This window comes from Hathewaya proteolytica DSM 3090 (genome assembly GCF_900142225.1).
Taxonomy (GTDB): domain Bacteria; phylum Bacillota; class Clostridia; order Clostridiales; family Clostridiaceae; genus Hathewaya; species Hathewaya proteolytica.
Genome location: NZ_FRAD01000011.1, coordinates 16,369 through 31,434, shown reverse-complemented (window position 1 = coordinate 31,434; position 15,066 = coordinate 16,369). Strand labels below are relative to the sequence as shown.

The window sequence follows — 15,066 nt, the reverse complement described above, 5'->3', positions numbered from 1 at the left end:
TGGTCGGGGTGACAGGGATTGAACCTGCGACCTCATGGTCCCAAACCACGCGCGCTCCCATCTGCGCTACACCCCGGTAACTCCGTCAACATCATGTATTTTACATTACTGTTTGTCATTTGTCAAGGTTTTTTTGCTCTATATTTTGCTTTGTCAACTCTATTTCAAAGCTAAAATATATTGGCTGTTTCAGCAACCCTGTGCCGTAACGACAAGGATTATTGTACACTATATGAATTAATTCGTCAATACTTTAAATTTATTTTTTTTTCGGTTTTTTGACATAAAAGTGCTAAAACATTGGAATAACTTGAGTTACAACAAATAATTTAATAATTTAAAATACTTCATTTTACCTCATTGATATATGGTATTATTTTTGAATCTCTGATTCCAATGGTGGCAAAACTCCTGTTGCCATATAGAGGCTTGCATAGGCTACCTGGATTTATAAACCATATCCCTTGCTCAAAGGTTATTTCTGCTTTATGTGTATGTCCATATAAAACAATATTTGCATCTTCTTGCATAGCCTTATATTTTAAATTTAGTAAGCCGTACTTTACGTTATAATTATGTCCGTGTGTGATAAAAATTCTTTTACCACACATTTCTATAATCTCTTCTGTTTTTATTTTACTTCCTAAATCGCAATTGCCTTTAACATAAAATATCGCTTCACTAAAATTCCTTTTATAAAATTCTACATCTTCTACATTATCCCCAAGGTGAATGATTGTGTTGGATTTTTTCACCATATCCAAGGATTTTCTCATACTTTCAATATCTCTGTGTGTATCGCTTATTATAGATATTATCATGATAAACTCTCCAAAGAAAAAATTATTTTACTATGTAATTTTCGTGGTATTCTTTCAGTGCCTTTTTTAGTCCTTCCAAAGCTCTTCCTCTATGACTTATTTCATCTTTTTCCTCCAGTGTGAATTCTGCAAAGGTTTTGCCGTATTTCTCCACGTAAAACAAAGGATCATACCCAAAACCACCCTGGCCTCTTAATTCCTTTAAAATCTTCCCTAAAACCTGTCCTTCTGATTCTAAAACCTGACCATTCTCCAAAATCAATACCATATGGCACAGGAACTTTGCTGTTCTCAATTCTTCTGGTACACCCTTCATATTTTCAATTAATTTCATATTATTTTTTTCGTCATTTCCATGCTCCCCAGCATATCTAGCAGATAATACTCCCGGTTCGCCGCTTAGATAATCAACTTCTAACCCCGAATCATCTGCTAACACAGCACACTCATTTGTCATGTCGTAAATTGCTTTAGCCTTAATATAAGCATTTTCGGCGAAGGTTTTTCCTGTTTCCTCTACATCAATAAAAATATTAGCCTCCTTTAACGACTTTATATTGAACTCAAATTCCTTTAATATTTCTTTTATCTCTTGTATTTTACCTTCATTATTACTGGCTATAATTAATTCTCTCATAATGCACCTCACAAAATTTTTAGTTACAGAATTATTTTATCACATGTAATGAAAATATACATATTTATAATTAATATATAAGAAATTTGGCAACTTTTCATTTTTCATCTCATATTATTTCAGTAAGGATTACTATAGGCGGTGATATTTTGAAATTTATTGGCCCATTTTTAAAAATTAATACATTAAGCAAAGAAAGCATACTTCATCAGCTCTTTTACTTAAGTAAAGAGAGTGTACACAATTTAGTATTTGAATCAAAGTGTGGAATAAGCATACCTCCACATGAATTAGGGAAAAGCATTGACAAAAATGATTTTAATTTCATCAGATCTTCCTCTCCTCTTATATGCATGTACAGGAAATGTAGTGCTAAACTTTCCTTTGAAAACGATAAACTTATGTGGAATAGTGAAAAGGCAAAAAAAGATATACTTATATCTAGCAATGGATTTATGACCTTAGCTCTTATGGAATTATGTGATTACTACAAGCTAATGTCCACTGCTGACAAAGACAAAGGTGTTTTCCGCAACATATACCATCAACTTTCCAAACTTCAACTAGACTTTTACGCCATGCATCTTAGAAATACCCAAGGGTTTTTCACTGACAAAAAACATATATCAGATATGTTTGTGTCAAAGGCTGATTTTGAAGAAAAGAAATCCCCTTATAAGCTCTCTGAGCAAGCACTTATGATGTGTGCATACTACAAATTAGGTTCCATGGAAAGCTACCTCAATTCTAGATCAAAAAAAGAGAGCAAAAACGATGACAATACCCAGGATGATAATTTAAATAATGGCAATAAAATAACTAAAAATCAATATGTAGACTTTGCCTTGGACATCTTGAATATGTTAGTAGACTATAGGGAAAGTATATATAATTTAACCTACGGAGAAAAGATTAAAATTTGCTTTTATCTTTGTATATTTTATCAGTATTCTAACAATGAAGATTGTAAATCTTTGATTTTTGACCTATACGATCTCATCTGCGAAGAGTACAGCAACATTTCTATCATTACAAAATATGAGTACATTTTAAATAAATCATTGTTATCTATTGTGTCATTGTTTATGGTACATTATTTCAACTTTGAAAAAGCTAAAAAGTTTTCAAATTCCTTAATAAATGAATTGGTTTCTCTTTATGACGATAAAATGTGTATTTTTAATAAAACCAGTTCTGGAAAAACCATAGAATATGCTAGTGATGAAATAATGACATACATTTATGCACTTTATTTGCATTCATATATCAATGGAGATGATGATGTAGAGCAAATTATTGAAAATATTTTTAAAAAATCCATTGTAAATTCAGGTCTTATCCCTAGTTGGCCTCAAGTTCCCAATTTAAATTCTCCTGAAAGGTATAAAAATTTTTCTAAGAAAAGCGAAGACTTGTTAGATGATGAACACTTCAGGTTAAGCACCATCCCAACACCAGAGGAAAGAGAAGTAGCTCCTGTTTTTCTAAAGCATTTGTACATCAATACAAAAAAATTTGAATTCAAGGTAAGTAAATGCAACTTTGATAGCAGCAGAAATATGTATATTTTCTTCCTCAATGTTTTTTTACAAAATTATTTTTCCAATAATAATCAAGATTCTTAGAATTTAGCGGAGCTTTAGTTTCACTAATATCTGTTAGCAGTATTTATAGTTTATGAAAAAAAAGAAAGTGCTATTCTTAATCTCTAGAATGCACTTTCTTTTAAATTTATGAGATCATGCCCTTAAATTGCTCTTCACTTATTACTTCAACTCCAAGGTCCTTGGCCTTTGTTAGCTTACTTCCCGCCTCTTCACCAGCTAGAACATATGATGTCTTTTTGCTGACAGAACCGCTAACTTTTCCTCCAAAGTTTTGGATGATTTCAGATGCTTCGTCTCTTGTATATACTTCTAAGGTTCCCGTCAAAACAAAAGTTTTACCTGCAAATCTATCGTCCTTCTTAGATTCGTTTATTTTTGAAGTCATATTTACACCGGCATCATAAAGTTTATCTATGATCAAAAGATTTTTTTCCTTAGAAAAGAATTGTATAATATCCTTTGCCATGGTATCCCCAAAATCAGGCAATTTAATTAACACATCGTAACTTGCTTTTGTAACTTCCTGCATATTGTTGAAATAAGCTGCCAAGGTTCTCGCTGCTTGCTTTCCTACATTTTTTATTCCAAATCCAGTAATAAGCTTATCTATATCGTTTTCCTTTGATTTTTCTACAGCTCTAAGGAGATTTTCCACTGACTTTTTTTTGCCGATAATGCCCTTTTCTATCAGTTCATCCTTATAAGGAGCTAAACGATACAAATCTGATATATCCTTAATGTAACCATGGTTTATAAGTTCCTCCACAGTGCTAGGACCAAGACCTTCTATATCCATGGCATTTTTTGAGGCAAAATAAATTATTCCCTTAAGAGATTTCGCCGAGCATTCAGGATTGGTACAATGAGTGTGAGCACCATCCTTATCTCGCTCTGTTTTAGAACCGCATATTGGACAGGTATCCGGAATAAAATATGGTTCAGTACCTTGTGGTCTTTTTTCCATGACAACCTTTATAACTTCTGGAATAATATCTCCAGCCTTTCTTACAAGCACTGTATCCCCTATCCTAACGTCTTTATCCTTTATATAATCTTGATTGTGCAAAGTTGCTTTGCTTACTGTAGTGCCTGCAAGACGCACAGGTTTTAAAATAGCAAGAGGACTTAGTCTTCCAGTTCTACCCACCTGTATAGTTATATCTTCCACCACAGTGTTTTTTTCCTCTGGTGGATACTTATAGGCTACAGCCCATCTTGGTACTTTACTTGTGTTGCCAAGTCGTTTTCTGTGGTTCAAATCATCTACTTTTACTACTGCACCGTCTATACCATGTGATAAGTTCCATCTTTCTTTTCCTATGGTCTCAATGGCGTTCCACACTTCATCGCAAGTATTGCATATATAGTAACCAGGGCTAACAGTAAAACCCTGTTCTTCTAACCACTGAAGACTTTGTGAATGAGATTTAAATTCCATTCCATCACATACTTCTAAATTGAAAACAAATATGTCGAGTTGTCTTTCTCTTACAATGGTTGGATCTAACTGTCTTAAGGTTCCTGCAGCGCAATTTCGAGGATTTGCAAATAGCTTTTTGTCCATTTCTTCCTGCTTTTCATTTACTAATCTAAAGTTCTCATTAGACAAATACACCTCTCCTCTTACCTCAAGGTAAGGTAGCTTTGCAGGAATCTCCTTTGGTATGGATTTTATTTCAAGGAGGTTTTCGTAGACAGATTCACCCACAAGGCCATCGCCTCTAGTGATTCCTTCTTTAAACACCCCTTGATAATACCTAAGAACCACTGATAAACCATCTATTTTCTTCTCTACGACAAACTTAGTATCGGGGCCAAGCTCCTCCCTCATTTTTTCTACAAAAGATATTACCTCTGCCTTTGAAAATACATCAGATAAGCTTATAACAGGAACATCGTGCTCAGCTTTTCTCAATTCTCTTTTTGCTGTTCCTCCTACTTTTTGTGATGGAGAAAAATTGGACGCGTATTCTGGATACTTATTTTCTAATGCCTTTAATTCCTGAGTCAATTTATCATACTCAAAATCGCTTATTTCAGGATCATCCAAGTTGTAATACCTGTCATTGTGATACTCTATCAATTTCCTTAATTCTATTATTCTCTGTTCTTCATGTTTACTATTTAAATTGTCCATTTAAAACGCCCCTCCAAATTATATGACTTCTAAAGGTGCCACCGTTAAGCTGAGTTTTTTCACGCCTTTGTTATCAAACGCGATGGTTACAAAGGTGTCCCCATCTCCCGTCGATACAGCAACTATTGTTCCTATACCAAATATAGCGTGCCTAACCTTCCGCCCAACTACAAACTCGCATTGTTCAGATTTTTTCACAATTCTATTTTCCCTATTTTGTTCTATATTTGGTGTTGTATTATTTTTATAGTAGCCTTGGCCCTCATATCTGTTTCTCCTAAAAACATTTACTTCTCTATTGGATCCTTCGTTTAATGGAATTTTCAATGTCTGGGGAATTTCACACAAAAAATCCGATTGAGTGTATGAAGTTGGGCGGCCAAATACAATTCTATTCTCTGCAGATGTCATGTACAGCTTTTCCTTTGCCCTGGTTATGGCAACATAGCATAATCTTCTAGCCTCTTCCATCTCCGACAAATTGCTGAAACAAGCATCACTAGGGAATATTCCATTCTCCATCCCCACCATGAATACCACTGGAAACTCAAGTCCTTTTGCACTGTGTATGGTCATAAGAACTACGCTGTCAGCCTCCTCATCGTAATTGTCCACATCTGCTACAAGCGTTACCTTTTCTAGGAAAGCTGCCAAGGATTTATCATCGGAAGCATTTTCAAATTCAACGGCCTCTGATACAAATTCCTTAAGGTTTTCCACTCTACTCTCATCATCTGGATCCTTTGATTTCTTTAATTCCGTAAGGTAGCCTGTAGTTTCTAAAATATTTATTATAAGCTGAGACACAGGTATGGTATTTTTAACTTCCATAAATTCTGTCATCATAATAGAAAATTTACTTATGGTAGATACAGTTCTAGGTGAAAGGCCCGGAATAAATGCTGCATCTAAAATACTGCTGTACAAGCATTCACCGGTGGTATTGCAATAGTCTAATAACTTACTTACAGTTGTATCACCTATGCTCCTTTTTGGTACATTTATTATTCTTTGCATACTTATATCATCTAATTCATTGTTTATCACCTTTAAATACGCTAGAATGTCCTTTATTTCTTTTCTGTCATAGAACTTAAGTCCCCCATATATCCTATAAGGAATATTGTTTTTTCTAAGGCTTTCCTCAAAAAGTCTAGATTGAGAGTTCATTCTATAGAGTATTGCCATATCTCTGTATTTATACTCACTTTCCTTGCGTAACTCACTTATTTTATTTGCAACAAAGGCTGCCTCATCTCTATCAGAGTAGGCTCTGTATATGCCTATTTTTTCACCTTCCTCTTGAGTTCCTCTAAGAACCTTATCCTTTCGCTGGGCATTGTTTTTTATAACTCCGTTGGCCGCATCTAAAATAGTACCCTTCGAACGATAATTTTGCTCAAGTTTAACCACTTTTGCCCCTTTAAAATCCTTTTCAAACCCAAGAATGTTTTGTATGTTTGCCCCTCTCCATTCGTAAATGCATTGATCATCATCACCAACTACGCATATGTTTTTATGCATTTCTGCTAGCATTTTAACTAGTTCATATTGAGATGAATTTGTATCCTGGTATTCATCTATCATTATATACCTAAATTTTCTCTGGTAGAATTCCAATACATCAGGGAATTTTTTAAATAAAACAACGGTCTTAAAAATAAGATCGTCAAAATCCAACGCATTGTTAGCTTTAAGCTTTTTTTCATACAAAAGATAAACATCTGCTATTTTTGATTTTCTAAAATCCCCCTGATTTCTTAATTTATACTGAGTTGCACTTTCCAGTTCATTTTTACAATTGGAAATTTTACTTCCTATTTCCTTGTCGCTGATATCTTTATCGTTTATATTAAGCTCTTTCATACATTGCTTAAGTAATGCCTTTTGATCGTAAGAGTCGTATATGGTAAAATTTTTGCTGTAGTTAAGCTTATCAATTTCTCTTCTTAGAATTCTGACACATGTAGAGTGAAATGTAGAAATCCACATACTGTCCGCTATTTCACCTACAAGTTTTTTTACCCTTTCTCTCATTTCTCCAGCCGCTTTATTTGTGAATGTTATGGCAAGAATTTCATATGGACGTATATCCAAATCTTCTAGCATGTGGGCAATTCTATATGTAAGCACTCTTGTTTTGCCGGATCCAGCACCAGCAAGTATGAGAAGTGGCCCCTCTATGGTCATAGCTGCTTCATATTGTTCTTTGTTCAATAGTTCTTTTAAGTTCATTTCTCTTTCACTCCTTTGCATAACATATTCTAATTATACCATAATCCATTTTTAAATTATTGCCACTTTCATATTATATTTATTCAAAAAGAAAAAAGGCTGCCATGGCAACCTTTTTAAATAAAATAACAAGTAATGATTATACCTTTATTATCAATTTGTAAATAAGACTACTTTAATAAGTCAAGAAGTATTCCTCCAAATTTTAATATTACTGGAGCAAACACTAGAGATACAATAGTCATAAGTTTTATTAATATATTTAATGAAGGTCCTGAAGTATCCTTAAATGGATCTCCAACAGTGTCACCAACAACACCAGCTTTATGAGTTTCGCTTCCTTTACCACCGTATGCTCCACCTTCAATATACTTCTTTGCATTATCCCAAGCACCACCTGAGTTTGACATCATAATGGCCAACAATACACCAGATGAAACTCCACCAGCTATTAATCCTGCAAGAGCCTCAACTCCTAGTAAAAATCCTATTAAGAGCGGAACCCCAATAGCAAGAGCCCCTGGCAAAAGCATTTCTTTTAAAGCCGCTTTTGTGGATATATCAACACAGGTCTTATAATCTGGTTTTTCTTTTCCTTCCATAATACCTGGATGCTCTTTAAACTGTCTCCTAACTTCTTCAATCATTTCATTTGCCGCTTTTCCCACAGATTCCATGGTAAGTGCACTAAATAAGAATGGAAGCATTGAACCTATCAAAAGTCCGACCAAGGTAAGTGGTTTCAACAGATCGATGGAATCAATGTTTGTTGCCTGTGCATAAGATGCAAACAAGCCCAATGCTGTAAGAGCTGCGGAACCAATGGCAAATCCTTTTCCGATGGCTGCAGTTGTATTTCCAACTGAATCCAGCTTATCGGTTACCTCTCTTACACTTTCAGGCAATCCAGACATTTCTGCAATACCACCTGCATTATCTGCAATAGGTCCATAGGCATCTACAGCTACAGTAAGACCTGTAGTTGACAACATACCTACAGCTGCTAAAGATATACCATATAATCCTCTAAGGCTTTCTTCAGCTCCTCCCATGGCAAAAAACGCCACAATAACACCAATACCAATTAAAATTATTGGTATTAAAGTAGACTGCATTCCAACTGCAAGTCCAGAAATAATTGTAGTTGCAGCACCAGTTTGTGACTGCTGAGCAATCTTTTTTACATATTTATAATCAGCTGAGGTGTATATTTCTGTTATTTTACCGATTATTATACCTACTAGTAACCCTGAGCCAATAGCAATAAATTCTTTAAAACCGTCAAAGAAATACTTACTTAATGCAGCTGAACATATTATAACAAGAATTCCACCGATGTAAGTTCCCATATTAAGAGATGATTGTGGGTTCTTACACTTGCTATTTCTAGCTATGAATACACCAATTATAGATGCCAATATACCAGCAGCAGAAAGTATCAACGGGAAGATTATACAATCTTTATTCATTAAATCATTGGAAACTAAAGCAGCTCCTAAGGCTATTGCAGAAATTATCGAACCTACATAAGATTCAAACAAATCCGCGCCCATACCTGCTACATCCCCCACATTATCGCCCACATTGTCGGCAATTACAGCTGGGTTTCTTGGATCATCTTCAGGTATACCTGCTTCAACTTTACCAACCAAATCAGCACCCACGTCAGCAGCTTTTGTGTATATACCACCGCCAACACGTGCAAATAAAGCAATAGAACTAGCACCTAATCCAAAACCAGTTAAATAGTTTGGATTTCCATCAAATGCAATGTATATTATAATTAGACCTAAAACTCCTAAACCTACAACTGACAGTCCCATTACGGCACCGCCTGAAAAAGCAATTTTCAATGCAGGTCCTTGGCCCATTCGAGCTGCCTCAGCAGTACGTACGTTTGCTTTTGTAGCAACTCTCATGCCAAAGTACCCAGCTAATATTGAAAAAAGAGAACCTAATATGAATGATATCGATGTCTTCCATCCAAGTGAAGGTACTAAAATCATAATTAGGGCAATAAACACAACAAAAACAAATAAATATTTATATTCTCTTGTTAAAAAAGCCATAGCTCCGTCGTGAATTGAATTAGCGATTTCTTTCATTTTGTCATTTCCTGATGATTGTTTTGCAATAACTGAACTAAATACAAAAGCTACTATTAGAGCTAGTACACCACAAGATATTACAATGATATTATTCCATGACATTTTCGCTTCCCCCTAAAAGTTATTAACTTGCGTTAACTGTACCTGTGCATTAATAATACTATAACAGCAAATAAAAATGCACTTACAGATGTTACTTTTTCTAAAGTTTTTTCTCTAGTTTTAACCTTGTTTTTGGAAAAATAGTTTTCATTTCCACCGGAAATAATACTGTTTAATCCTTGACTTTTACTAGGTTGCATTATAATTGATACTATTAGTATAATAGAAATTACAACTAGAGCAATTTTTAAAAATAAAGCCACTGTGAACACCTCCAAACTTATTTTATTTACATTCATTGATATAAAAGGTTTAGCTAATTATTACTTCATTTACGTATATTTTAGCATATAACAACTTCATTTACAAGATTATGCCCTGTGCTTATTTTATTATATTGTTAAAGTGCCTCACCCTTGTTTTATTTCAAGGGAAAGGCACTTTAAAATCTTATCTATTTATATTGTAGAATGTCTTCATACCTCTGTACTCAGCCATATCTCCAAGTTCTTCTTCAATTCTAAGCAATTGATTGTATTTTGCTACTCTCTCAGATCTAGCAGGAGCTCCTGTCTTTATCTGTCCAGCATTAACAGCAACTACTAAGTCAGCTATAGTGGTGTCCTCAGTTTCTCCTGATCTATGGGAAACAACTGCTGTGTATCCAGCTCTTTCTGCCATCTCTATGGCATTTAATGTTTCTGTCAATGTACCAATCTGATTCAACTTTATTAGTATTGAATTGGCAGTTCTAGTTTTTATTCCTCTTTCTAACCTTTCAGTGTTAGTAACAAATAAATCGTCACCCACAAGCTGAACTCTATTGCCTATCTTATCAGTGATAAGCTTCCAACCTTCCCAGTCTTCTTCTGCCATACCATCTTCAATAGAGATTATTGGATACTTATTTACTAAATCAACATAAAAATCCACCATCTCAGCTGGAGTAAGAGTCTTGCCTTCACCCTTTAATTCATACATATTTGTATCTGAGTTAAAGAATTCTGAAGATGCAGGGTCAAGAGCTATGAATATATCCTTTCCTGGCTCATAATCTGCCTTTTTAATAGCCTCTATTATAGTAGAAATAGCTTCTTCATTAGAATTCAGATTTGGAGCAAATCCACCTTCATCTCCTACACCAGTAGACATTCCCTTTTCTTTTAATATTGCTTTTAATGAATGATAAACCTCTGCACACATTCTCAAAGCTTCGCTGAAGCTTTCCGCACCCACAGGCATTATCATAAATTCTTGAAGGTCCACATTATTGTCAGCATGCTTTCCACCGTTCATTATATTCATCATAGGAACTGGAAGAACCTTAGCATTTACTCCTCCAATATACTGATATAAACTCATACCTAAATACTGGGCTGCAGCATTTGCACAAGCAAGAGAAACCCCAAGAGTTGCATTGGCACCTAGCTTTCCTTTATTTTTTGTACCATCAAGAGATATCATAGTTTTATCGATAGAAACTTGATCTAAAACGTTCATTCCTTCTAATTCATCGGCTATTATAGTATTGATGTTGTTTACAGCAGTTCTAACACTTTTCCCATTGTAGTATGATTTGTCTCCATCCCTTAGCTCTACTGCTTCAAACATTCCTGTAGATGCACCTGAAGGAACAGCAGCTCTTCCGATAGTTCCATCTTCCAAAGTAACTTCAACCTCTACAGTTGGAAATGCTCTAGAGTCAAGGATTTGTCTTGCATGTACATTAACGATTTCTATATAATTTTTCATAAAAAAACCTCCAAATTATTTTTATTGTTTTTATATTGTCAACTATTAATAAGAGAAATTCCAGTCATCTCTGTAGGTTTGCATAACCCCATGACGTGAAGAATTGTAGGGGCTATGTCAGCTAGTATACCATTTTCTCTTAATTTACCGTTCTTTGATTCATTGCTAATCCACAAAAATGGGACTTCATTGGTAGTGTGGGCTGTCATTGGTTTTCCTGTATTTAGGTCTACCATTTCCTCGCTGTTTCCATGGTCTGCAGTTATAAATACCGTTCCATTTTTTAAGAGCATTTTTTCTACAACTTTTCCCAGGCAATAATCCACTGCCTCTATAGCCTTTACCGCTGCTCTCATATCTCCAGTGTGACCCACCATATCTGGATTAGCATAATTTAATATTATAAGATCGTACTTTTCATCATCAATAGCCACAAGTAGCTTCTCAGTAACTTCTGGTGCACTCATTTCGGGTTTAAGGTCGTAAGTAGCCACCTTAGGAGATGGAACCAATATTCTGTCCTCACCCTTATTAGGCTCTTCTACGCCACCATTGAAAAAGAATGTAACGTGAGCATATTTCTCTGTTTCTGCAATTCTAAGTTGACTTAATCCCTTAGAGCTCACATACTGTCCAAGAGTGTTATTGTATGACTCTTGAGGATAAACCACAGTGACATTTTCAATTGTTTTGTCATACTCCGTCATACAAACATAATTCAAGTCCATAGTCTTTCTTTCAAAGCCATGGAATTCTCTGTCATTTAATGCTCTTGTAATTTCACGGGCCCTATCTGGCCTAAAATTAAAGAATATCACAGAGTCACCTTGCTGAATTTTAGCAGTTTCATTCTTATCCTGCACAATAATGGTAGGAAGTACAAACTCATCAGTTACATCCATTTGGTAAGATTTTTCCACTGCTTCAGTAGCACTAATTGATTTTTCACCCTTTGATAATACCATAGCATCATAAGCTTTTTCTACCCTATCCCAGCGATTGTCTCGGTCCATGGCATAATATCTTCCTGATACTGTAGCGATTACGCCTGTTTTCATCTCATCCATATAGGACTCAATTTCCTTTATATACTTTAAAGCTGACTTTGGTGGCACATCTCTTCCGTCCAAAACAGCATGTAAATATACTCTTTCTGCTTTCTTTAATTTGCATAACTTAATAAGAGCTTTTAAATGGTTGATATGTGAATGCACTCCTCCATCAGATAAAAGTCCAATAAGATGAACAGACTTATTAGATTGTATAGCTTTGTCAATGCATTGGTTGAGAGCTTCTTTTTGAAAGAACGCTCCCTCTTCTATATCCTTTGTTATTCTAGTAAGCTGCTGATATATTACCCTACCTGCACCAATGTTAAGATGTCCTACCTCTGAATTTCCCATTTGCCCTTGGGGAAGTCCTACATCAAGACCACTAGCTTTAAGAGTAGTATGAGGATAAGTGTTGTAATAATCGTCATAGTTTCTATTGTCTGCACTGTATACTGCATTGCCTACTGTATTCTCAGATACACCAAATCCATCCAGTATCATTAGCATAACAGGTTTCCTATCCATCAAAAGACCTCCATATATTTTAGTTTCCTTCAATTTATCTTCTATTTTTCAAAACATATGATTTTACTAAACTCATCTGCCTTAAGACTTGCTCCACCCACAAGCCCTCCATCAATGTGTTCCATGCTCATTTGCTCTTTTATTGTAGAAGATTTAACAGAGCCACCATAGAGAATTCTTACGCTGTTAGCTGAATCTTGCCCAAATAAGCTACAAATTACATCTCTTATATAAGAAATAGTATTGTTTGCATCTTCTGCTGTGGCAGTTTTTCCTGTACCTATTGCCCATATTGGCTCATAGGCTATTACCATGTTTTTTACATCTTCAGATTTTAAACCTGCCATATCAAGTTTTATCTGCCTTCCTATCACTTCTTTGGTTATGTCGTTTTCCCTTTCTTTTAAAGTTTCACCTACACAAAGAATTGGAATGAGATTGTGTTCAAAGGCTTTAATAATTTTCTTATTTACAGTTTCATCTGTTTCATTGAAATACTCACGTCTCTCACTGTGACCGATGATTACGTACTGAACGCCCATTTTTGAAATCATCTCAGGTGAAACCTCCCCAGTGAAGGCACCATTTTCTTCGAAATGCATATTCTGTGCACCAACTTTTATATTGCTTCCTCTAGCAGCCTCTATAACGCTGCTAAGGCAAACAAAGCTAGGACATATAACCACTTCGCATTGAGAGTCTGAAGCCATAGGCTTTAATTCTTCCACAAATTTCACTGCATCAGAAATAGTTTTATTCATCTTCCAGTTTCCAGCTATAATGGGTTTTCTCATTTCTACACCTCATTTTCCTAGGGAATTCCACAGGGAACCCTTTATTTTTTATTTTATAGTTTATTTATCATTATTATTTGTCATTTAAAGCTACAATACCTGGCAATTCTTTACCTTCTAAGAACTCCAATGAAGCTCCACCACCTGTAGATATATGAGTCATTTTGTCTCCAAAACCTAACTGGTTTACTGCCGCTGCACTATCACCACCGCCAATTACTGTGGTGCCATTTACTTCTGATAATGCCTTTGCCATAGATTTTGTTCCTTCTGCAAACTTCTCAAATTCAAATACACCAAGAGGTCCATTCCATATAACAGTCTTTGCATTTTTTATTTCACTAGCAAATAGCTCTCTTGTCTTTGGCCCTACATCGAGACCCATGTATCCATCTAAAATATTTCTATCTTCTGTTACTAAGGCTTCTGCATCCCTTGAAAACTCTTTAGCTATAACGAAATCTACTGGTAGCAATAATTTTACTCCCTTTTCTTCAGCTTTCTTTACCATATCCAAAGCGTAATTTATCTTATCCTCTTCGAGAAGAGAAGTTCCTATATTGTATCCCTGTGCTTTAAGGAAGGTATATGCCATGCCTCCGCCTATTATCAAAACATCTACTTTGTCTAAAAGATTGTTTATAACATTTATTTTATCAGAAACCTTTGCTCCACCAAGCACTGCAACAAAAGGTCTTTCTGGATTGTTCACTGCTTCACCGAGAAATTTTAATTCCTTTTGAATAAGATATCCACAAGCACATTCTTTTATGAACTTGGTGACTCCTACTGTAGAACAATGTGCTCTATGAGCTGTTCCAAAAGCGTCGTTCACGTAGATTTCTCCCAAAGACGCAAGCTCTTCTGAAAAGCTATCTAAATTTTTTTCTTCTTCCGCTCTATAACGAGTGTTTTGAAGCAGCATCACGTCACCTGCTTGCATTTCTGATAGGATTTTTTTAGCATTTTCTCCCACCACTGTATCATCATCTGCAAATTTAACATCTTTATTTAAAAGCTGAGATAACCTTTTAGCTACAGGTAATAATGACAATTCTTTTTTGGGCTGTCCTTTTGGTTTTCCAAGATGAGAGCAAAGTATAACCTTGGCATTTTCATCTATGAGATGCTTTATAGTTGGCAACGCTCCAACAAGACGGTTTTCATCTGTGATTTTTTCTCCATCCAATGGCACGTTAAAGTCACATCTCACAAGGACTCTTTTATTAGTCACATTTAAATCATCAATAGTTTTTTTATTAAAGCTCATAATGATCCTCCTAAACCTTATAATTA

Annotated in this window: 11 protein-coding genes and 1 tRNA gene; 1 reads left to right on the top strand and 11 read right to left on the bottom strand. The window is 35.2% G+C overall.

What is annotated here, in order from left to right:
* The 3 genes from BUA73_RS07295 to BUA73_RS07285 all read right to left on the bottom strand — a co-directional run bounded on the left by BUA73_RS07295 (position 1) and on the right by BUA73_RS07285 (position 1,458).
* Positions 1-76, bottom strand: a tRNA-Pro gene (locus BUA73_RS07295).
* A 271-nt stretch (positions 77-347) separates the two neighbouring features.
* Entirely contained in the window at positions 348-821 is a 474-nt protein-coding gene (locus BUA73_RS07290; protein WP_072903463.1) for a metallophosphoesterase, read from the bottom strand.
* Between the two features lie 22 nt (positions 822-843).
* Positions 844-1,458 carry an XTP/dITP diphosphatase gene (locus tag BUA73_RS07285; RefSeq protein ID WP_072903462.1) on the bottom strand — a complete coding sequence of 205 codons (615 nt, stop codon included), beginning with the start codon at positions 1,456-1,458 and terminating at the stop codon, positions 844-846.
* 149 nt (positions 1,459-1,607) lie between these two features.
* Between BUA73_RS07285 and BUA73_RS07280 the strand changes: the two genes are divergently transcribed.
* Positions 1,608-3,083 (top strand): hypothetical protein, encoded by a 1,476-nt coding sequence (locus BUA73_RS07280; protein WP_072903461.1) that lies wholly within the window; start codon positions 1,608-1,610, stop codon positions 3,081-3,083.
* A gap of 106 nt (positions 3,084-3,189) precedes the next feature.
* On the opposite strand, the gene ligA is transcribed toward BUA73_RS07280, so the two are convergent.
* The 8 genes from ligA to BUA73_RS07240 form a co-directional block, all read right to left on the bottom strand.
* A complete protein-coding gene (gene ligA, locus BUA73_RS07275; protein WP_072903460.1) occupies positions 3,190-5,202 on the bottom strand; it encodes an NAD-dependent DNA ligase LigA in 2,013 nt (670 codons plus the stop codon).
* 18 nt (positions 5,203-5,220) lie between these two features.
* On the bottom strand, positions 5,221-7,437 hold the full coding sequence (pcrA, locus tag BUA73_RS07270; RefSeq protein WP_072903459.1) for a DNA helicase PcrA: 2,217 nt from the start codon (positions 7,435-7,437) through the stop codon (positions 5,221-5,223).
* A 170-nt stretch (positions 7,438-7,607) separates the two neighbouring features.
* Positions 7,608-9,647 (bottom strand): sodium-translocating pyrophosphatase, encoded by a 2,040-nt coding sequence (locus tag BUA73_RS07265; RefSeq protein ID WP_072903458.1) that lies wholly within the window; start codon positions 9,645-9,647, stop codon positions 7,608-7,610.
* 32 nt (positions 9,648-9,679) lie between these two features.
* Positions 9,680-9,910: a preprotein translocase subunit SecG gene (gene secG / locus BUA73_RS07260; protein WP_178139237.1), complete on the bottom strand. Its 231-nt coding sequence runs from the start codon at positions 9,908-9,910 to the stop codon at positions 9,680-9,682.
* 187 nt (positions 9,911-10,097) lie between these two features.
* The gene (eno, locus tag BUA73_RS07255) at positions 10,098-11,399 is read right to left on the bottom strand and encodes a phosphopyruvate hydratase (protein WP_072903456.1); all 1,302 of its coding nucleotides are present in this window, start codon (positions 11,397-11,399) and stop codon (positions 10,098-10,100) included.
* A gap of 38 nt (positions 11,400-11,437) precedes the next feature.
* The gene (gene gpmI / locus BUA73_RS07250; RefSeq protein WP_072903455.1) at positions 11,438-12,976 is read right to left on the bottom strand and encodes a 2,3-bisphosphoglycerate-independent phosphoglycerate mutase; all 1,539 of its coding nucleotides are present in this window, start codon (positions 12,974-12,976) and stop codon (positions 11,438-11,440) included.
* 41 nt (positions 12,977-13,017) lie between these two features.
* A complete protein-coding gene (tpiA, locus tag BUA73_RS07245; RefSeq protein WP_072903454.1) occupies positions 13,018-13,770 on the bottom strand; it encodes a triose-phosphate isomerase in 753 nt (250 codons plus the stop codon).
* 73 nt (positions 13,771-13,843) lie between these two features.
* Positions 13,844-15,040 carry a phosphoglycerate kinase gene (locus tag BUA73_RS07240; RefSeq protein ID WP_072903453.1) on the bottom strand — a complete coding sequence of 399 codons (1,197 nt, stop codon included), beginning with the start codon at positions 15,038-15,040 and terminating at the stop codon, positions 13,844-13,846.
* Between the last annotated feature and the right edge of the window lie 26 nt (positions 15,041-15,066).

Coding starts and splice junctions, on each gene's coding strand:
- BUA73_RS07290 (WP_072903463.1), bottom strand. CDS start 821: ATGATAATATCTATAATAAGCGATACACACAGAGATATTGAAAGTATG.
- BUA73_RS07285 (WP_072903462.1), bottom strand. CDS start 1,458: ATGAGAGAATTAATTATAGCCAGTAATAATGAAGGTAAAATACAAGAG.
- ligA (WP_072903460.1), bottom strand. CDS start 5,202: ATGGACAATTTAAATAGTAAACATGAAGAACAGAGAATAATAGAATTA.
- pcrA (WP_072903459.1), bottom strand. CDS start 7,437: ATGAACTTAAAAGAACTATTGAACAAAGAACAATATGAAGCAGCTATG.
- BUA73_RS07265 (WP_072903458.1), bottom strand. CDS start 9,647: ATGTCATGGAATAATATCATTGTAATATCTTGTGGTGTACTAGCTCTA.
- eno (WP_072903456.1), bottom strand. CDS start 11,399: ATGAAAAATTATATAGAAATCGTTAATGTACATGCAAGACAAATCCTT.
- gpmI (WP_072903455.1), bottom strand. CDS start 12,976: ATGGATAGGAAACCTGTTATGCTAATGATACTGGATGGATTTGGTGTA.
- tpiA (WP_072903454.1), bottom strand. CDS start 13,770: ATGAGAAAACCCATTATAGCTGGAAACTGGAAGATGAATAAAACTATT.
- BUA73_RS07240 (WP_072903453.1), bottom strand. CDS start 15,040: ATGAGCTTTAATAAAAAAACTATTGATGATTTAAATGTGACTAATAAA.